Annotated in this window: 18 protein-coding genes; 13 read left to right on the forward strand and 5 right to left on the reverse strand. The window is 59.5% G+C overall.

Annotated features, from left to right (window positions below; translation table 11 throughout):
• Positions 1–5: 5 nt before the first annotated feature.
• Positions 6–965, forward strand: coding sequence for a cation diffusion facilitator family transporter (locus ABJ205_RS02295; protein ID WP_348035548.1), 960 nt, complete (start codon positions 6–8; stop codon positions 963–965).
• Positions 966–1,405: 440 nt separating this feature from the next.
• The gene (locus ABJ205_RS02300; protein ID WP_348035550.1) at positions 1,406–3,658 is read left to right on the forward strand and encodes a TonB-dependent receptor; all 2,253 of its coding nucleotides are present in this window, start codon (positions 1,406–1,408) and stop codon (positions 3,656–3,658) included.
• 166 nt (positions 3,659–3,824) lie between these two features.
• On the opposite strand, the gene ABJ205_RS02305 is transcribed toward ABJ205_RS02300, so the two are convergent.
• Both ABJ205_RS02305 and ABJ205_RS02310 read right to left on the reverse strand, forming a co-directional pair.
• Positions 3,825–4,166 (reverse strand): hypothetical protein, encoded by a 342-nt coding sequence (locus tag ABJ205_RS02305; protein WP_348035552.1) that lies wholly within the window; start codon positions 4,164–4,166, stop codon positions 3,825–3,827.
• 73 nt (positions 4,167–4,239) lie between these two features.
• On the reverse strand, positions 4,240–4,638 hold the full coding sequence (locus ABJ205_RS02310; RefSeq protein WP_348035554.1) for a helix-turn-helix domain-containing protein: 399 nt from the start codon (positions 4,636–4,638) through the stop codon (positions 4,240–4,242).
• Positions 4,639–4,715: 77 nt separating this feature from the next.
• Here ABJ205_RS02310 and ABJ205_RS02315 point away from each other — a divergent pair, with 77 nt between their 5' ends.
• Positions 4,716–5,333, forward strand: a complete 618-nt coding sequence (locus tag ABJ205_RS02315; RefSeq protein WP_253520384.1) for a cation transporter — start codon at positions 4,716–4,718, stop codon at positions 5,331–5,333.
• A gap of 271 nt (positions 5,334–5,604) precedes the next feature.
• On the opposite strand, the gene ABJ205_RS02320 is transcribed toward ABJ205_RS02315, so the two are convergent.
• From ABJ205_RS02320 to ABJ205_RS02330, 3 genes are all read right to left on the reverse strand, one after another.
• The gene (locus ABJ205_RS02320; RefSeq protein ID WP_348499794.1) at positions 5,605–6,078 is read right to left on the reverse strand and encodes a hypothetical protein; all 474 of its coding nucleotides are present in this window, start codon (positions 6,076–6,078) and stop codon (positions 5,605–5,607) included.
• Between the two features lie 211 nt (positions 6,079–6,289).
• Positions 6,290–6,412 carry a hypothetical protein gene (locus tag ABJ205_RS02325; RefSeq protein WP_301298760.1) on the reverse strand — a complete coding sequence of 41 codons (123 nt, stop codon included), beginning with the start codon at positions 6,410–6,412 and terminating at the stop codon, positions 6,290–6,292.
• 87 nt (positions 6,413–6,499) lie between these two features.
• Positions 6,500–6,877 carry a copper-binding protein gene (locus tag ABJ205_RS02330; protein WP_348035557.1) on the reverse strand — a complete coding sequence of 126 codons (378 nt, stop codon included), beginning with the start codon at positions 6,875–6,877 and terminating at the stop codon, positions 6,500–6,502.
• A gap of 302 nt (positions 6,878–7,179) precedes the next feature.
• Here ABJ205_RS02330 and ABJ205_RS02335 point away from each other — a divergent pair, with 302 nt between their 5' ends.
• From ABJ205_RS02335 to ABJ205_RS02380, 10 genes are all read left to right on the forward strand, one after another.
• Positions 7,180–8,586 (forward strand): multicopper oxidase family protein, encoded by a 1,407-nt coding sequence (locus tag ABJ205_RS02335; RefSeq protein ID WP_335642335.1) that lies wholly within the window; start codon positions 7,180–7,182, stop codon positions 8,584–8,586.
• A 17-nt stretch (positions 8,587–8,603) separates the two neighbouring features.
• Positions 8,604–9,047: a DUF411 domain-containing protein gene (locus ABJ205_RS02340; RefSeq protein ID WP_253520375.1), complete on the forward strand. Its 444-nt coding sequence runs from the start codon at positions 8,604–8,606 to the stop codon at positions 9,045–9,047.
• Between the two features lie 220 nt (positions 9,048–9,267).
• Positions 9,268–9,714, forward strand: coding sequence for a Cu(I)-responsive transcriptional regulator (cueR, locus tag ABJ205_RS02345; protein ID WP_253520372.1), 447 nt, complete (start codon positions 9,268–9,270; stop codon positions 9,712–9,714).
• A gap of 180 nt (positions 9,715–9,894) precedes the next feature.
• Positions 9,895–10,320, forward strand: coding sequence for a CBS domain-containing protein (locus ABJ205_RS02350; protein WP_253520370.1), 426 nt, complete (start codon positions 9,895–9,897; stop codon positions 10,318–10,320).
• A gap of 397 nt (positions 10,321–10,717) precedes the next feature.
• Complete coding sequence (locus ABJ205_RS02355; RefSeq protein WP_348509982.1) at positions 10,718–11,296, forward strand: hypothetical protein; 579 nt, start codon at positions 10,718–10,720, stop codon at positions 11,294–11,296.
• A gap of 278 nt (positions 11,297–11,574) precedes the next feature.
• Positions 11,575–12,015, forward strand: a complete 441-nt coding sequence (locus ABJ205_RS02360; RefSeq protein ID WP_348051894.1) for a hypothetical protein — start codon at positions 11,575–11,577, stop codon at positions 12,013–12,015.
• 148 nt (positions 12,016–12,163) lie between these two features.
• Positions 12,164–13,372 carry a TolC family protein gene (locus tag ABJ205_RS02365; protein ID WP_348035564.1) on the forward strand — a complete coding sequence of 403 codons (1,209 nt, stop codon included), beginning with the start codon at positions 12,164–12,166 and terminating at the stop codon, positions 13,370–13,372.
• Positions 13,369–14,895, forward strand: a complete 1,527-nt coding sequence (locus ABJ205_RS02370) for an efflux RND transporter periplasmic adaptor subunit (protein WP_253520361.1) — start codon at positions 13,369–13,371, stop codon at positions 14,893–14,895. The genes ABJ205_RS02365 and ABJ205_RS02370 overlap by 4 nt, the downstream gene beginning before the upstream one ends.
• Positions 14,892–18,059, forward strand: coding sequence for an efflux RND transporter permease subunit (locus ABJ205_RS02375; protein ID WP_253520359.1), 3,168 nt, complete (start codon positions 14,892–14,894; stop codon positions 18,057–18,059). Before ABJ205_RS02370 ends, ABJ205_RS02375 begins: the two co-directional genes overlap by 4 nt.
• A complete protein-coding gene (locus ABJ205_RS02380) occupies positions 18,038–18,436 on the forward strand; it encodes a copper-binding protein (RefSeq protein WP_253520357.1) in 399 nt (132 codons plus the stop codon). The genes ABJ205_RS02375 and ABJ205_RS02380 overlap by 22 nt, the downstream gene beginning before the upstream one ends.
• Positions 18,437–18,618: the final 182 nt, after the last annotated feature.

Consider the following 18,618-nt stretch of genomic DNA (forward strand, 5'->3'; position numbering starts at 1 on the left):
GAATAATGGGGCATTCCCACGGTCACGCCGGACATAATCACGGCGAAGAGAACCTGAGCGATCGCCAGCTGATATTCGCAGTAGCGATCAATGTCCTGCTTACGGTAGCGCAGATCATCGGCGGGATCGTGTCGGGCTCGCTCGCGCTGATCGCTGATGCCTTGCACAATTTCAGCGATGCGGCCGCGCTTGGCCTGGCCTGGTTCGCGCGCAAGATCGGGCGGCGTCCCGCCGACAAGCTGATGACCTTCGGCTATGCGCAGGGGGAAGTCGTCGCCGCGCTTATCAACCTGACGACCCTGCTTATCATCGGTTTCTACCTGCTGGTGGAGGCAATCAACCGGTTCGCCGATCCCCAACCGGTCGAGGGATGGACCGTCATAGGCGTGGCGGGCATAGCGCTGGTCATCGATCTGGTGACTGCCTTCATCGTCTATCGCGGTTCGCATGACAGCATCAACATGAAGGCGGCCTTTCTGCACAACGTCTCCGATGCTCTCGCGTCGGTCGGTGTAATCGTCGCTGGCGCGCTGATCCTGCTATACGATCTCTACATCGCGGATCTGATCATCACCCTGATCATCGCCGGTTATGTCATCTGGCAGGGTTTGACCCTGATGCCGCGGACAGTCCGGCTCTTGATGGGCGCGGTTCCCGACGAGCTGGAGTTTGATCGGATCGTTTCGGCACTCGAAAATTTGGATGGGATCGACGGAGTACATCATGTTCATGTCTGGTCGATCGGCGAGCATCACCGGGCGCTGGAAACGCATGTAACCCCTGAAGGCGCTTCACTTGAGCAATTCGAGAAAGTGAAGGGCCGGGCTAGGTCGATGTTGAAAGAAGAGTTTCAAATTGAGCATGCGACATTCGAAGCGTGCTTTGAAACGGACTGCGAAGCCGATCTCGTTCCCGCGCATCAAACCGCACATCCGCATGAAGTTGGCGGACCCCATCAGCCTTAGATTTGTGTCCGTATTCGATGACCTCTGCAGACCACGATAATTGCTGAAAAACCGGGAACCCGGGCCGTCAAAGCTCGGCCGCAAGGTTTGGGTGCGTACGAGTGTTTGCTGAACAACCCTAACTCAGGCTTGCGAGGATTGTCGGGCTTGCCATCGGCCTGGCACTGCTCGTGCAAAAAGGACCGCGCTGCGCAAGGTGTTGAAAGCGTTGCAGTTGCTCGGTTACAAAGGAAAACAGCCGACCGCAGGCTTACTCTTTGAAGCTCAGGTAAATCACCACATCCTTGCCTCATCGGTGTCGCAAATCCCCCGCGCTGCGCTGCACAGCTACCCGCACGAGCGCTGCCGAGAAGTTTTCCCAAAGCGTGTTTTTGCTCTTGCGAGGCAAGTGCAATAAGGTTAGGGCCCGGATTTCCACACTCGGAGAACAGGAAGTTTTTATGTATCGTACTGCCGTCTCGTCCCTCGCAATCGCTTTGTCCGCACCGGCGGTGGCACAAGAGACTACCGGGCCTGATGACGGAGAGGTGCGCGCCGAACAGATTGCAGACGAGCGCCGGGAGAACCCGGTGGATTCGATCATTGTGGTCGGCGGCCGGATCGATCCCTACCGTATCGCGGGATCGGCCGATCTTATCGACAGCGAGGATCTGCGCCGGTTCGATCACGGGGATGTAAATCGCGTTCTGCGACAGGTCCCCGGCGTCAACACGCAGGAGGAAGACGGGTTCGGCTTATTCCCGAATATCGGTCTGCGCGGCAGCCCGGTCGAGCGTTCGAGCAACATCACGCTCATGGAAGACGGCGTGCTGATCGCGCCTGCTCCCTATGCCGCGCCGGCAGCGTATTATTTCCCGGCCATCGGGCGCATGCAGGCGGTCGAAGTCACGAAAGGGGCTGCCGCCATTCGCTATGGGCCCCGTACGATCGGCGGGGCGGTCAATCTTCGGTCGACCGACATTCCGACCGACGGGCTGGCTGGCTACGCTTCCGGGCAATACGGGTCGCGCGACTATTATCAGGGACAGGCCTGGGTCGGTGGAGACACGGACTACGTCGGCGCGCTGCTTGAAACCTACCAGCAGGGCAGCGACGGCTTCAAGACGATCGATGGGCTTCCCGACGCCGACACCGGTTTCGAGCGACAGGATTACCGTGGACGCCTGGCTGTTCACACAGCACCGGACGCGCCTGTCGAGGCGCGACTGGAATTCGTCTATGGCCGATCGGACCTTGAAGCCAACGAGACATACCTTGGACTGGCCGATACCGATTTCGCGGCGGAGCCCTATCGTCGCTATGCGGCAAGCCAGCGCGACGCCTTTTCCGGTGAGCACGATCAATATCGCGTTACCGGCAGCTTAGCGTTTTCTGACGAAACGAGGATTACCGCCACTTTGTACCGTAACGACTTTGCCCGCAGCTGGTCCAAGCTCCAGGATATCGACTTCGACGGCGATGGCAGCTTCGATTCAATTAGCTCGGTTTTCGTTAATCCCGATGACAATGCCGGGGCGCTTAGCATCTTGCGCGGGGCGGATAGCTTCGAGGGCGCGGTTCGCATACGGAACAACAACCGCGTCTATCGCAGCGAAGGCGCTCAGATTTCGCTTGAGCGCCCCTTCCAGATGGGCGGCGCGAGGCACAACCTTGCCGTATCTGTCCGCTACCACGAGGATGAGGAAGACAGGCTGCAAAACGAGGAATTCTACTCACAGATCGGTGGTGATCTCGTCTTTGAACGGCAAACCGATCTTGGTCAGCAAGCTAACCGGGAAGCGAAAGCAAAGGCCATTGCGTTCTATATCGAGGACCGGATCGAGTTCGGTGCCCTGACACTGACTCCCGGCTTGAGGTATGAAGGGGTTGACCTGACCCGGCTCGACTATGCCGGGTCGGACCCGGATCGCTCGAATGGGCCTACACGTGTCCGTCAGACCAATATTGATCAGTGGTTGCCAGGTCTTGGCGCCACCTACGAGTTGGGTGATGCCATATTGCTGGCAGGTGTGTCGCGCGGTTTCTCGCCTCCCGGTCCCGGCAATCCTGATGCACGGGCCGAGGAAAGCTGGAACTACGAAGCCGGGGTCCGCTATCGGAGCGACAAGGTCCAAGTCTCCGCGATCGGCTTCTACAACGACTACTCGAACCTTCTGGGCAACTGCACTCAATCCGTGGGCTGCAGCGTCGGTGACATTGGCGATCAGTTCAATGGCGGCGCGGTTACGGTCAAAGGCTTGGAACTGTCGGCGGCTGCGGAACCTCGTCTTTCCAATTCCATCTCATTCCCCCTGTCGCTTGCCTACACGTTTACGGATGCAGAATTCGACAGCAGCTTCGACAGCGAATTCTTTGGCGATGTGAACGAAGGCGATGACCTGCCTTACATCGCTCGCCATCAGCTTTATGCCGAAGCGGGGGTAAACATGGGACGCGCGGCAGCCACCGTTGGCGCCAACTACATTTCCGAGTTGCGCGACGATCCAGGAAGCGGAGCCGTTGCTGAAAACGAGAGGATCGATGATCGCATCGTCTTCGATATTGCGGGAAGTTACGCGCTTACTGACAAGTTCTCCCTGTTTGCGCGCGTCGACAATGTTCTCGACAATCAATACGCCGTGAGCAGGCGCCCCTTCGGGCTGCGTCCGGGGGTCCCGCGGCGCATTGTGGGTGGTGCTCGGGTCAGTTTTTAAACTCCGCGTGAGGCTTTTGGCGCTGATATTCGCGCCCGCCCTTCATTTTGCGTGCCCGCAGGCGAGAACTGACTTGAAAGGTGAATTGAGCTCGAAAGCAAATGCTGCTCGGGATTCGGCAAAGCGAGATACTCTGCGGCAAGGCTGTTGCGAACGCCGAGGCGCATCAATTCTTCCGCGGGCCTAAGCGCTCGCAGTACAATCGCGTGCCTTGAGAGGTTGGTCGGTGCTTTCTTTTCCAGAAACTCTCCGCAGCCTTGCAGGCCGCGCGTGGCGCAAAAAGGATGATCGCAGCGCCGGCGAGACATATCGATGCTCCCAACACATCCCAGCGATCCGGCCGAGTATCTTCGACGAGCCAGAGCCAGCTAAGCGACGCGGTGATGTAGACGCCGCCATAGGCGGCGAAGGCTCGCCCTGCAGCATCCGCCTCAATGCGAGCAAGGAGATAGGCGAACAACACGAGCGCCAATACTCCGGGAAGGAGCCACCAGGCGCTCCTGTCCATTCTGAACCAGGCCCAGAACGCAAAGCACCCCGCAATCTCGGGAACGCGGCAAGGGGATAGATCCATATCGCGTTCACGCTTCAGTCCCCTCGGCGAGCGCTTCAATGATCAGACAGGTGCCGACCGTTCCTTGCTCGCAGTTTTCCAGCATCCGGCGCAGTTCCCTTCGGAGAGCCTCCAGATCGGCAATCTTGCGGTTGACTTCGCACAGGTGCGCGCGTGCCAGCGTGTCGACCGCATGGCAGGCCCGCGACCGGTCGTCGGCCAGTTCGAGAAGTTCGCGAATGCGCGTCATGGAAAACCCCAGGTCGCGCGCGCGGCGAATGAAATTCAGTCTCCGGGCGTGCTCGGGACCGTAGTCGCGATAGTTGGCCTGTGTGCGGGGCGGGGACGCGAGAACGCCCTCGCGTTCATAGTAACGGATGGTTTCCGCCTTTACGCCCGCCGCGCGGGCGAGTTCACCGATGCGCATACATACCTTCCCCCGATCGCTTGACCTTGTAGCGACTACAAGGTGCATAAGGCGATTCGATACAAGGAGTCGAACGAATGGGAAAAAATTGCTGCGGTTTTGTCGAAGACCGCGAGGCGAATAATGATCCGCTGTGGCGTCGTATCCTGTGGATCGCGCTCATTCTCAATGCGGTTATGTTCGGCGTCGAAATCGTGGCGGGCCTAGCTGCTGATTCGCGTGCATTGCAGGCAGACGCACTCGATTTTCTAGGCGATGCGGCAAATTACGCCATAAGTCTCGGCGTTGCCGGAATGGCGCTTGCGTGGCACGCTCGCGCAGCCATTGCCAAAGCAGCGACCATGCTGGCGTTCGGGCTATGGGTGCTTGGCTCCGCGATCTGGGGTTTCTTTGTCGGTGCCTCGCCGGACGCCGGAACCATGGGCATTATCGGAACCGTCGCGCTTGCGGTGAATCTCGCGGTTGCCGCGATGTTGTTCCGGTTTCGCATGGGTGATGCCAACATGCGCTCGGTGTGGGTTTGCTCGCGCAACGACGCGATCGGCAATGTGGCGGTTCTGGGTGCGGCGCTGGGGGTCTTCGGAACCGGGCGCGCATGGCCCGACCTGGTTGTCGCCGCGATCATGGCGGGCCTTGCTCTCTGGGGCAGCATCGAGGTGTTTGCGCAGGCGCGCGGGGAGCTGCGCTCTACCTGAGAAGGAAATCCAAGAGGCAGTTACGTTATTGTACGACCTGTGCCGGCTAAGGCTGACTTCCTTACAAAGCCCGTTGAAGGCTGACCGCTTTTGATTATTGCAGGTAGCCGCATAAGTGCTGGTCCACCAAAACCTTCCTCGTGGTGGACTCAGGGAGATGATGATGTTCTCGGCGACGGGGCGACGATTTTCTCTCCTGGTGGAGACAGTCTTGATGCAATTCGTAGCGCTGCTCATCCTGGCGACCGGTGCTCACTTTCGATCGCTTCGACTAGGCTGACCCAAGTCCCATTTTCCGTGAGAGCCAAAGGGTCGCGGTCGGGACAAGGACCCACATGATTATGGGAACGAGTCCAATCTTTGTCCCAGGGACTAGCGGCATAGTGGGACTGTAGGTCCAGCCCCAGGCAGACCCAACGGCCAATATTTCGACCACGGATGTTATCGCCAGACCAATGGCGAGATAGATAAGGAAGCGGGATATTGGCCAGTCGACAAGCCAAGGTGTTCGGCGGTTTCCCAACGAGGCGCCCAGATAGGCCGCCACCATGATGCCCGCGTCACCGAACGATGCCAGACCACATCGGTATGCGGCTTCAACAGGACCAAGCCCGTCAGTGCTGTAGAACGGGAGCTGGAACATTTCCCAGGCGAAGGCAATCAGTCCGCCGAAAATGGCGATCCACAGGGCGGGATGCGCGCCTCGCCACACTGCTTCGGGCCTACCCGTATTTATAGGATCCAAACCTCACCATCCTATTTCAAGCCTGCGCTATTACCATGCAGAACCGTTAAACGACGAACCGGTCGTAATTGACTGCTAGCTTCTTGACGATGGCTGACCCGATATATCCGCTCGAACCGGTGACGATCACGACAGGCTTGTCTGGATCACTCATGTGCGAAATGCCATCGTGCGAAGGTCGAGACGCAAGCCGATAATCATATGCAAGGGCTCACTTCCGCAGATATTTAATAAGCGCAGCGATCACGAGCAGCAGGGCGACAATTACCAGTAACCAGACCAAGCCCATGCCGATCATCATCATGCCGCCTCCCATCATCGAACCGTCACCCATGATTGTCTCTCCCTTTTTTGCGGCGAAGCCGCAGTGTCGATACGCCTTCTACGCCCGAAGCGGCTTCACCCCTCACTCAAGGCGATTTTATACCGCATCCTTGGTAATCCCCGTGATGACATAAGTCTCACCGCTCTGGCCAAATTCGAAGTTCACGGGGTCGCCTACGGAGAATTCGTCGATCATGTCGGAAGATTGGGCCACGAAGGTCATGGTCATTGCGGGCCAATCGAGTGTCTCGACCGGGCCATGCGAGATCGTAATACGGCTGCCATCGATATCGGTGACGTCACCGCTCCCTGTGTGGAGAGGCCCCTCGATCTCACCTGCTGGCGTCTGATCTCCTGAACCCGCTGATACGTCTGCTCTCGTGCCGTCGCGAGGCTCCTGCGTGGCGCCTTCCTCGCCACACGAAACAAGCGCGAGCGAGGCGACAGCCATTATACCCAAGGCGATTTTGTTCATGCGATATATCTCCGTTTCAAAAGCATTAGGCTGCTTTTCGTCTAATGCGACCAACGTTCATGGGCGCGAAAGTTTCCCTTGCCGGACTGTGTGACAGTTGAACTTATCCGATGAACTGCCTCGGCGCAGGCAACGACAGGAGAATTCTCATCGCGGAGGTCATTGGTGAGGGCCTCCTGCGCGCGAATTGGGGCCGGGCCGATCATGGGCTTCCCTGAAAACGGTCCTTGACCTTACCATGATGGGAAGCCCTATCTTTGCTACTGGAAGGCGAGTGTAGATTGATCGGAAGGCGCCAGATCATGGCAATGAAAATTGCAAAGCTGAGCCGCCGCGGCTTTCTCGCGGGTGGCGGAGCGGTGGCCGTGACTGGCACTGCGGCGCTGTTCATGCAGCGTGGCGGCAGCGTGATGGCGGGATCTGCGGTCCGCGGACCGGTCGATATGCGTCTGCGCGCATCCCCCGCGACTGTGCCGCTCCTCGGCAATGCGCAGGGCGGGGTCGACGTATGGGTCTACAACGGCCAGGTGGCGGCTCCTGAAATCCGCATCAGGCAGGGAGAGCGTCTGCGCGTCACGCTCGACAATGGCCTTGCGCAGGACACTACCATTCATTGGCACGGCTTGCGTGTTCCCAATGCGATGGACGGTGTGCCGCATCTGACCCAGGATCCGGTCCGGCCGGGCCAGTCGTTCACCTATGATTTTGTGCCTCAGGATGCCGGCACGTTCTGGTATCATCCTCATCACCGTAGTTTCGAACAGGTCGCGCGAGGTCTTTATGCCCCGCTGATCGTCGAAGAGCGTGACCCGATCGTAGTGGACAGGGATATAACCTGGATGCTCGACGACTGGCGGATCGGTGCAGATGGTCAGATAAATGATGATTTCGGGAATCCGTCCGACGCCTTCATGTCCGGCCGCGTTGGTAACACGATGACGATCAACGGGCGTCCGCCGCAGCCTTTTGTAGTACGCAGCGGGGAGCGCATCCGACTGCGGCTGATCAATGCCGCGAACGCGCGGATCTTCGCGCTCGATTTTTCCCGTCTCAATCCGCAGATCATTGCCTTGGACGGACAGCCGGTAGCTCCGCACGAGGTCGATGGAGCGCTGCACATTGCTCCGGGAATGCGGATCGATCTGATTTTGGATCCTGAGGGCGCGCCCGGATCGCGCGTCACGATCGGAGACAGTTTCTATGAGGGTCTCGAATTTGCGCTGACGGACGTCGTTTATTCGGACACACCGCTGCGCGCAGACCCGTTGACGACTCCGATTGCGTTGCCGCCTAATCCCATCCCTGAGCCGCAAACAGAAACGTCGACCCGCCACGAAGTTGTGTTCGGTGGTGGAATGATGGGACCATCGGCGACCGGCAAGATGGACTGGACCGTAAATGGCGTGGCGGCCTCGGGCCACAATCTCGACCCCGTTCTGACCCTACCCAGAGGCGAGAGTGTCATTCTGACCCTTCGTAACGAGACGGCCTGGTGGCATCCCATCCATCTGCATGGGCACAGTTTCAGAGTACTTTCCCGAAACGGCAAGCCGACGCGATATCGCGAATGGCAGGACACGGTGCTCATAGCACCAGACGAGATTGTGGAAGTCGCTTTCGTGGCTGACAATCCCGGAGACTGGATGTTCCACTGCCACATACTCGAACATCAGGCCGCAGGCATGATGGCGACAGTCAGAGTGACTTAGATCAAAGGAGACGAAAGATGAGAAATGTAGTGGAAATCTTCGCCGCACTGGCGGTTCTCGTAGCAACACCGGCCCTTGCAGCGCCCCCCGAGAAGCCGCTTGCGACCCTTTTCAAGAATCCGCAATGCGGCTGCTGCGAAAGCTACGCGGCGTATCTGCGGGAAAATGGCTACGAAGTGAAGGTCGAAGCGACCAACGACTTGGCGTTAATCAAGCAGAGGCAAGGTATTCCGCAAGAGTTGGGGGGCTGCCACACCACGTTCGTGGGAGGCTATTATGTTGACGGGCATGTGCCGATCGGAAGCTTCGACCGCCTGCTGGCTGAGCGTCCGGAACTCAATGGTATAACGCTTCCCGGAATGCCCGCTGGCTCCCCAGGGATGGGTGGAACAAAATCCAGCCCCTTCACCATCTTTGCTTTGGCTCAGGGCGGCGAGCGGTCGGTCTACGCTGTCGAATAGGGGGCGGTAAGTGTCGCCCGACCAGGGTGGCCTGATCAGCCGGAGCGCATAAGAGAAAATCGCGTCGATACGACGGGCAGGCTTTTGCCACCTACCTGGGTCGGCCGGTAAGGGGATTCGGCACTTGATAGGGTAAAATTGCATCCCATCATTGGAAGCTTGGAAAGTGCCGAGAAAATACCAATTCGCGGGACTGTGCCAATATGAAGGAGAAATGATCATGAACATCGGGCAGGCAGCCGACAAATCCGGCGTCTCGGCCAAGATGATCCGCTATTATGAAAAAACCGGATTGATTGAGCCAGCGGAAAGGACGGCTTCGGGGTACAGGGTTTACGAGCCGCGAGACGTCCACACGCTTCGGTTCGTTCGCCGTGCCCGAGATCTCGGTTTTTCTGTGGAGCAAATCCAGGAATTGCTTGCACTTTGGCAGGATCGAAGCCGCGCCAGCGCCGATGTAAGGGCGGTGGCATGCGCTCATATTGAGCGTCTACGCGAAAAGATCGTCGGGATGCAGTCAATGGTTGCCACGCTCGATGAATTGGCGGCGAAGTGTACCGATGACGATAGGCCCGACTGCCCGATCCTTCGCGACCTCGCGCAGGGTAGTCCGTCCGATTGTGCGAGCGCTTTAGATCATCGGTTCGGTCCCGGGCGCCTGCAATAGGCCGGTACCCCGATCAATTGAAAAGGCGTGTGTTCGGGGAGCGCCAAGCGAACCGGCTTGCATACGCAACGGGTCGCGGATGTAATTGGAACCGAGAGCTTTTTTAGATCATTTACTACGCGAGCGCATAAATGCGCCGAAACACCAAAGTGGAGATGAACAATGGAAGCCCGAGATGTCATGACAGCCGACCCAGCCTGCTGCAGCCCATCAGATAGCGTCAAGGATGCCGCGACGCTGATGGTTGATAACGATTGCGGCGAAATTCCCGTCGTCGATGAAACCGGTGCCCTCGTCGGTGTCGTAACCGATCGCGATATCGCATGCCGCTGCGTCGCAGAGGGCAAATCAGCCGACACGCGGGTTGCGGATGTGATGTCCCCATCCCCTGTGACAGTCACCGCTGACACGAGCGTTGACGATTGCTGCAAGAAAATGGAGGACAACCAGGTCCGCCGACTTCCGGTGGTCGACGATGGAGGCAAATGCTGCGGCATCGTTTCGCAGGCCGACATTGCGCAAAACGCCGAGAAGAGCGAAACGGGCGATCTGGTCCGCGAGGTCTCGGAGCCTACAAAGGAAGCCGCTTCGGCGGGATGTTGCTAGGCAATTTTTAGGTCCTTGCTTCAAGCAGGTCACCGCAATCATGTACCATAGCTTTGTTGCTGACGCTGATTTCGGCGACGTCTAGAGTGCGCCGGTTGTCGATTAGATACGGCGCCGGTGCACTCTATGCCGTTTAGCACGGCGGACCAGACGAAGCCGAGCGATTGCCGACGAACAGTGTGCGCTAGCGCCAAGAAAGCCACCCTTTCTTCCATTTCAGAAAACTCTGAGAAAGGCCTTGACCTTCCCATGATGGGAAGGCCCATCTTGTGGCTATCAAGGACGAATCGAGGAGTACCCAAATGACGTCGAGTTCCACCGCGCTTGTTCCGTGGACGCCACAATTAGGAGCCCAGCAGCTTCAGGCGGCGACCTCGAAGTCATCGGGAGGCAAAAGTTGCGCGAGCCCTGCACGCTGGTCGACCAAGACGAAGTGGCTGATCGCCGCAAGCGTCGTTCTCGCTCTAGGCGCAGCAATACTGGGTTCGATGTGGTTCGGGTTCGCGGCGGTTTTGCCCCTGCTCTACCTGTTCCCATGCCTGGCGATGATGGCCATGTGCATGAAGGGTATGAAAAGCACGGGCCCAGAGGGCTCGGGCACCCAAAGTTGATTGAGCGCCTCCCTTTGTCACCGTATAATCTAAGGAGAATACCAATGTATCGTAATTTCAAAACAATGTTGACCGGCGCTGCTGTCGCTCTTGGTCTCGTTTCCACCGCCGCACTTGCCCAACAGGCTGACCGCGCTCCACAGGATGCCGATTCACACATGAATATGGACAGCGAAGCTGGAGCGGAAGGGGCAATGCCGCGGGGTGAGATGATGGCGATGATGCAGGATCCGGAAATGCGCCGCAAGATGATGGCGATGATGGAAAACTGCAAAGCCATGATGGAACGCATGGAGGCCATGTCCGCCTCGCAAGACATGTCGGCCTCGCGGGATATGCCCGCGTCCTCGCAGGATGAGAGGTGACGCGGAACCGGGCGCCGATCTATCAGTTCGGCGCCGCTCCGTTTCGACCTTGTGCGCAGGCAGGCTGAAGGATGGTCCGTTAATGCGCATATTCGCAGAAGGGCTCACCGCCGGTTTCAGCGCACAGCGCTATCTGTTCTTCGACGGTCGCACCGTCATCCAAAACTCTTGGTGACCGAGGCTAAGGCTAAGATGCTTATCCATCGCTTCCATGATTGAATCAAAGGACGGACTTCAACGTGACATCGGGAAGCTTTCGTCAGCAGGCGTGGAACGCCATGAAATTTTCGGGCCATCAATCGGTCTTCGCACTTGCGTTTAATCGGCGGTCGACTTATCGCAAAAGAGTGTCGATAGGTCGTTTCCTTGCTGTTGTACTTTTTGGCCTCGGCCTTTTTGTACAAAGTGCTGCCCAAGCGGCGGCGGTTCCACAGTTGGGGGCAGCCGGGACCGTCCATTGCTCGGAAATGGGCGATATGATCATGGAAGGGGTGACGGATGGCAATTCGTCCGAAGAACCTCCATGCGACCAGAGGACACTCGATTGCGTCGTCGCGATGGGATGTCTTGCGCCAGCAAATATCCCCGGCACCAATGATAAGAGTATGGTTCCTTTGCGGGCCGATCGTGAGATCTATCTGACGGGCGATCTGATGGGTCTCCAGGGACGCCTGCTCACACCCGAATCCCCCCCTCCACAAGTTAACCTCGATATCTAGTCTTCTGTAGTCGGTGCCATGGTGCCGTATACAAGCTGGAATAGTCTATATCCGCTCGCTTCGCACCGCGAAGCGAGAAGCCTTGGACTGTCCAGCATCAGAAATTCTACGAGGTTACACAATGAAATGGCGAAGCAGCTGCGCTTTCGTGGCTCTCATATTTGTCGCTCAAGGAGCGCAAGCACAGTCTGTCGGCTACGAAGAGGCTTTGCGCGCGGCCCGCGTCGAACAGCCTGTCCTGCAGGCGCGTGAACTTGAGGTGGAAGCTCTGCGGAACGCGGCGGAGGCTGCAGACGAATTGCCCGATCCGCGGCTACGAGCGGGCATCGTCAATTTGCCGGTCACCGGGCCGGCGGCGTTCGATCTCGACCGGCAGCTTCCGACCCAAGTCCAGGTGGGTGTCGAGCAAGAAATTCCCAATCTAGCCAAGCGACGCGCGAGGGCTGGGCTTGCGGTATCGGATATCCGCTTGGCCGAAGCTCGCCTCGGCGTTGTTGGCCGGGATGTCGAAGTCGCCGCTGGTCGCGCGTGGATATCACTGGCTTATGCGCAGCAGCGACTGGCGCTGGCCGTCGAGGCTCAGGATGAATTGCGCGAGCTCGTGCCGGTTGCTCGCAGCGCAGTCGCATCGGGTTCGGCGCGCCCTGCGGAAAGCCTCGAGATCCGCCGTGCACTGCTCGAGATAGACGATGCCCGGACGCGCATCGAAGCCGATCGGGAAGCGGCGCAGGCGCGGTTGACGCGGTATATTGCAGGGGAGGAGCCGGTGGCGCAAGGTCCGGTACCGCCCGCCGATGTCGATCCGATCGAGCTGCGCACTACGCTAGAGAGCAACCCCGGGATCCGTCTGGCGGACACTGCCGAGCAAAGGGCCCGCGCAGCCATCGATCTTGCCCGGGCGGAAAAGAGGCCCGACTTCGGCGTCAATGTCAGCTTCGGACGGCGAAATCCCGATTTCGGGAATGTCGTCTCGGTCATGGGTTCGGTAACATTGCCGATCTTCGCCGGTCGGCGGCAGGAGCCACGCATTGCCGCGGCCGAAGCGCAAGCGGCTGCGGCGCTGGCCGAGCGCGCGGACGAGCTACGCGAACTTGAAGCCCAGTTCGCGGCCGATCTCGCTGCCTGGCGCAGCGCGGCGCGCCAATGGCAGCGTGCCCGCGAGGAACTATTGCCCCTCGCTCGTGACAGGGCAGACCTTGAAATGGCGAGTTTTGCTGCAGGTCGCGCCGATCTGATCGACGTCATCGAGGCCCGGACAGCCTTGGCTCTACTCGAACTGGAAATCCTCGAACGCGAAGAAGCGACGGTCGAAGCCGCCGCGACTTTGCGACTTACCTACCGGGAGCACATGCAATGAAAGCCGCCTGGCAAAAACTCACCCCTCGCCAAAAGTCCTACACGCTTGCAGCCGGCATAGTACTTGTGAGCCTCGGCGCCGGCTACGGCATCGCCCAGCTTGGGGAAGGTTCCTCCGGTGCTTCGACCGGAGACAGCGCCGCAGCGGGAGCAGGCTGCGAGGAAGTGCTCTACTGGTACGATCCGATGGTGCCTGATCAGCGCTTCGACGAGCCGGGCAAGTCGCCTTTCATGGACATGCAACTGGTCCCGAAATGCGCCGGTGGAGACAGTGCCGGAGCGGGGGGCGTCAGCATCGATCCGCAGCTCGTGCAGAATTTCGGCATTCGAACGGCCGAAGCGGAAATGGGCGTGCTCGAACCCGAGACGAACGTCACCGGCACACTCGCTTACAATGCCCGGGAGGTGTCGATCGTGCAGCCCCGCGCCAGCGGCTTCGTGCAACGAACCTATGGCCATGCGCCCGATGACATCATTAGACAGGGTACCCCTTTGGTGGATTTGCTGATTCCCGAATGGGGCGGCGCGCAGCAGGAATATCTGGCGGTCGCCGCGACCGGCGATGAAGCGCTTACTCGCGCGGCGCGCGAACGGTTGCGGCTTCTTGGAATGCCTGATGGCGTAATCTCGTCGGTCGCGCGCAGTGGTCGCCCACGTTCCACCCTGACGATTACGGCGCCTTCTTCGGGCGCAGTTACCATGCTCGGTGTGCGACCGGGAATGAGCGTGAGCGCGGGCCAGACCTTGGCCGAAATCACCGGACTCAATCCGATCTGGCTGGAAGCGGCGCTTCCCGAAATCCTTGCCGCCGACGTACGGGTTGGCCAGCCCGTAAGCGCGACTTTAACTGCTTATCCGGGGGAACGTTTCGCGGGGCGGATTACTGCGATATTGCCCAGCGCACAGGAGGCCAGTCGAACGCTCACCGTTAGGGCCGAACTGCGCAATCCCAACCTTCGACTGCGTCCTGGCATGTTCGCACAGGTTTCGCTTTCTCCGGCTCGCCGCGAAGCGGTGTTAATTCCTTCCGAAGCAATTATCCGCACTGGCGAACGCACGATCGTGATGCTGGCGCAGGACGAGGGTGGCTATCGCCCTGCCGAGGTGCAGATTGGCCGTGAAGCGGGCGGTCGGACCGAGATACTCGCGGGCCTCGCGCCGGGCGAGGAAGTAGTCACATCGGGCCAGTTCCTGCTTGATTCCGAAGCCAGTCTCGCGGGGCTCGATGTCCGCGGCATCGACGAAGTGCCGACGGCCGCGGGTGCAAGCGAAACGCAGGACGATGCTGACGAGCCGCGCACCTACCGGGCAAGCGGCACTATCGAGCGTATAACTGCCCGCAATATCACCTTGCGGCACGGGCCCGTTGCCGCGCTCGAATGGCCGGCGATGACAATGACGTTCGCGACCGAGGGGGCAGCGCAGGTGCGCGGCTTCAAGCGCGGCGACCGCGTCTCGTTCCAGTTCGTACAGGGAACGGACGGCCCACGCCTCACCGGCATCAGGAAGGCAGGCGACCAATGATCGCGCGCATAATAGAAAGCTCGATCGCCAATCGCATGTTCATCGTATTGGCTTCGATCGCCATCGCGCTCGCGGGGTTCTGGGCCGTGCGGACCACGCCTGTGGATGCACTGCCTGACCTATCCGACGTTCAGGTGGTTATTCGCTCAAATTATCCCGGTCAGGCGCCCCGGCTCGTCGAGGATCAGGTCACTTATCCGCTGGCGACGACGATGCTCTCCGTACCCGGAGCCAAGACCGTGCGCGGATACTCGTTCTTTGGTGACAGCTATGTCTATGTCATTTTCGAGGACGGGACTGACCTTTACTGGGCGCGTTCGCGCGTGCTCGAATATCTCAACCAAGTGCAAGGGCAGCTTCCCGCAGGCGTGGAGAGCAGCCTCGGCCCCGACGCCACAGGTGTAGGCTGGATCTACGAATACGCGCTCGTCGACCGAACCGGTGGCAACGATCTGGCGGGTCTACGGAGTCTGCAGGACTGGTTCCTGCGCTACGAGCTCAAGACCATTCCCGGCATTGCCGAAGTCGCCAGTATCGGCGGTATGGTCAAGCAGTATCAGATTGTCCTGCAACCCTATCGGATGGCATCGCTCGGTGTGACGCATGCCGACGTCGTGCAGGCGGTTCGGGCTTCCAACCAGGAAGCGGGCGGCTCGATCGTCGAGATGGGCGAAGCCGAATATATGGTGCGCTCATCCGGCTATCTTGGCAGCCTCGATGATTTTCGGGCGATCCCCTTGCAAGTCGCAAGTGGAGGAGTCCCGGTGACGTTGGGCGACGTAGCGACCATCCAGATCGGACCCGAGCTGAGGCGCGGGATAGCGGAGCTCAACGGTCAGGGCGAGGTCGCCGGCGGGGTGGTGATCTTGCGTCAAGGGGCCGACGCGCGATCCGCAATCACCGCGGTCGAGGCGAAGCTCGAACAGCTTCAGCAAAGCCTGCCCGACGGCGTGGAGATCGTTACCACGTATGACCGCTCGCAACTGATCGATGCGTCGGTCAAGAATCTCACCACCAAGCTGGCCGAGGAGTTCATAGTCGTAGGCCTGATATGCGCCTTGTTCCTGTGGCATGTACGTTCGGCGCTGGTTGCCATCGTTACATTACCGCTGGGTGTGCTCGCCGCTTTCGTGGTCATGCGCTTTCAAGGGGTCAACGCCAACATCATGTCGCTTGGAGGCATTGCCATCGCGATCGGCGCGATGGTCGATGCCGCGATCGTCATGATCGAGAATGCTCACAAGCATATTGAGCGCTGGACGCATGAAAACCCCGACAGCGTGCTGGCGGGCGACGAACGCTGGCGGGTCATCGGGGATGCAGCGAAGGAGGTTGGCCCGGCGCTGTTCTACAGCCTGCTGATCATCACCTTGTCCTTCATTCCCGTGTTCACCCTCCAGGCGCAGGAGGGCAGGCTGTTTGCGCCGCTCGCCTTCACCAAGACCTATGCCATGGCCGGTGCAGCAATCCTTTCGATTACGCTGGTCCCTGTGTTGATGGGCTGGATGATCCGCGGCAAGATTCCGCCCGAAGACAAGAACATCCTGAACCGGGGCCTGACCCGCGCCTATCGTCCGGGTCTGGACTGGGTAATGCGCCGGCCGAAGGCAACGCTGGTCATTGCGGCGCTGGTCTTCGCGACGACACTCGTCCCCTTTACCCGGCTTGGTGGCGAGTTTCTTCCGCCGCTCGACGAGGGTGATCTGCTCTACATGCCCAGTGCGCTTCCAGGCCTGTCTCCCGGGCAGGCTTCTGCGCTCCTCCAGCGGACCGACCGCTTGATCAAATCAGTGCCTGAAGTCGAAACGGTATTCGGCAAGGCGGGCCGTGCCGACACGGCGACTGATCCAGCGCCATTGACGATGTTCGAAACCACCATCCAGTTCAAACCGCGCGACGAATGGCGTGAAGGTATGACACCCGACATGCTGGTCGAGGAACTCGACCGCGTGGTACAGGTGCCGGGTCTGGCCAATGTGTGGGTGCCACCGATCCGCAACCGGATCGACATGCTCGCGACCGGGATCAAGAGCCCGATCGGGGTCAAGGTTTCGGGTGAGGATCTTAGCGATATCGACCGGGTGGCGCAGGCTATAGAACAGGTCGGGAAGCAGGTGCCGGGCGTGAGCTCAGCCCTGGCCGAACGATTGTCGGGCGGGCGCTATGTCGACGTTGATATCGATCGCTTGGCTGCTGCCCGATACGGCCTCAACATCGACGACGTTCAAATGATCGTATCTGGCGCGATCGGCGGCGCCAATGTCGCACGCACGGTCGAAGGGCTGGCACGTTATCCGATCAATGTGCGTTATCCGCGCGAAATCCGCGACAGCGTGGGCGAACTCAGAGCGCTTCCTCTCCTGACACCGTCAGGGCAGCAGATCACGCTGGGTAGCGTAGCGCAAATTAGCGTAAGTAGCGGGCCGCCCATGCTCAAAAGCGAGCAGGGTCGACCGACGAGCTATGTCTATATCGATGTTCGCGGACGAGATCTCACTTCGGTCGTCAGCGATCTGCAGGAGGCGATCGCGGCAGAAGTCGATCTTCCGGCGGGCGTCAGCATATCCTACGCTGGGCAGTTCGAATATCTTACTCGCGCTGCCGAGCGTATGAAGATCGTTATCCCGGCGACGCTCGCGATCATTTTCCTGCTGCTCTATCTGATCTTCCGCCGCTTCGATGAGGCGCTGCTGATCATGGGTACATTGCCTTTCGCGCTGACCGGCGGGTTCTGGCTTCTGTATATGCTCGGCTACAACCAGTCGGTCGCGACTGCTGTCGGTTTTATCGCTCTTGCCGGTGTTTCGGCAGAGTTCGGCGTGGTCATGCTGATCTACCTGAAAGCGGCGCTGGAGGAACGCCCTCCCAACCCTTCGGAAGATGAGGTTGATCAGGCGATCCGCGAAGGCGCGTTGTTGCGCGTGCGGCCCAAGGCGATGACCGTAGCGGTCATTCTTGCCGGACTGTTTCCGATCCTGATCGGCACCGGCGCCGGGTCCGAGGTGATGAGCCGTATCGCGGCCCCGATGATTGGCGGGATGATCACTGCTCCCCTGCTCTCGATGTTCGTACTTCCCGCTGCATATCTGTTGATGCGGCGCCCCCGGACCAAACGGTCCAAACCCTCTGAAGGAGAAGAAGAATGCGTATTACAACCCTCGTGACCCTATTGGCAGCGCCGCTGGCACTCGCTGCCTGCGATTCCGGCGACAATACCGAAGCGATGGACGAAATGCCGATGGCGGACGGGCAGATGGCAGATGACCAGATGTCTATGGACGATGGCGACATGGCGATGATGGGATCGGACGGCGCGATGCAGACCGCCAGCGCCGAAGGAACCGTCACCGCCATCGACGCCGACGCGGGAACGATCACCGTCGACCACGGCGCTGTCCCCGAGATTGAATGGCCCGCCATGACGATGGGGTTCGAAGCCGACGAACAGCTGCGTCAGGACGTGGCGGTTGGTGACGCGATCTCGTTCGAATTCACTACCGGTGAAGGCGGCAACACGATCACTTCGATCACCAAGAAGTAATTTGCGAGCCGGCCCCGGACCGTATCCCCGGGGCCGGTATGATAGGAGAAGTACGATGATGAACGGTGACATGCCAGCAGCCATGATGGGGATCATGGGTCTGTTCTGCTTATTGCTGACCATCCTTCTTGTGTTGGGCATCGCTGCGCTGATTAAATATCTCCGGAGCAAGTGAAATGGAC

The sequence above is a fragment of the Erythrobacter sp. genome (assembly GCF_039988855.1).
GTDB lineage: Bacteria > Pseudomonadota > Alphaproteobacteria > Sphingomonadales > Sphingomonadaceae > Erythrobacter.